The following is a 1,039-nucleotide window of genomic DNA, read 5'->3' on the forward strand; positions in this document are numbered from 1 at the left end:
TGCTTTGTTCAAGGTGGTCATTTGCTTTAGTAACACATCGTAATGCGTCTGCTGTAAAACGCCCCGTTTCAAAGCGGTTGACAACACACCAACACCGATTGGTTTTGTCAAAAACAAAACATCGCCTTCTTGTGCAGTGTTGTTTTTCTTTACCTGTTTCGGATTTGTTATACCAGTCACAGACAAACCAAAAATCGGGTCAGATGAATCAATGGTGTGCCCGCCGGCGAGGGGAATGCCTGCTTCCGCACAAATGCTTCGTCCACCTTCCAAAACTTTTTTCGCTTCTGCTGTAGAAAGTTTATCAACCGGCCAGCCAAGAATAGCGATAGCCATCAACGGCTTTCCGCCCATCGCATAGACATCGCTGATGGCATTGGCGGCGGCGATTCTTCCAAAATCGTAGGCATCATCTACTATCGGAACAAAAAAATCAGTAGTGGAGATAACAGCCGTTTCGTCGCTTAGTTGATAAACCGCTGCATCGTCGCTGCTTTCATTGCCCACTAAAAGTTGATTGAACGAACTCTTATTTTCCGTGGTTAAAATTTCCTGTAAAACGGCTGGCGCAATTTTGCAACCGCAACCGCCACCTTTGGAGAACTGCGTAAGCTTAAGGGATTCCTGCATAGTTAGAAGCTTGTTGAGCCTGCGAAACTAAGGCCGCATTGCCTGCCGCCACTTTTTCACACGAAATTTTTGTGAGCAATTGCGAAACATCTTCGCGGTTATGCAAACCTTTCAGGTAGCGTTTGTCGTAATAATGCAGTAAGAGACGAAAAGACTCCGGCAGGTTTCCTTCTTCCAGAAACTGGATGGCGGATTTTGTTTCCAACGGACCCAGTCGTTTGGCGATGCGCTGAACGGCGCCGATCATTTTTTCTTTGTCAAGCTGGCCATATTCGGTGAGAATATGTTTCAGTCTTTCTTCAAACGGAATTTCGAGAAAATACACCGGCGAACGACGCATGTTTTGCCAAAAGGCCGAAGGGAGATTGATTTGTCCGATGCGCTGACTCTCATCTTCTACCCAGATGGG

At 46.5% G+C, this 1,039-nt stretch carries 1 protein-coding gene and 1 pseudogene; both read right to left on the reverse strand.

Features of this window, described 5'->3' with window-relative positions; genetic code table 11:
• The coding region (gene selD / locus EOO49_RS19275) for a selenide, water dikinase SelD (RefSeq protein WP_290848770.1) at positions 1-630 on the reverse strand (630 nt) is incomplete at its 3' end.
• Positions 614-1,039, reverse strand: a pseudogene (locus EOO49_RS19280) (hypothetical protein); the annotation flags it as partial. The pseudogene EOO49_RS19280 and the gene selD, both read right to left, overlap by 17 nt.

Origin of the sequence: Flavobacterium sp. (assembly GCF_004295795.1) — a bacterium.
Lineage (GTDB): Bacteria > Bacteroidota > Bacteroidia > Flavobacteriales > Flavobacteriaceae > Flavobacterium.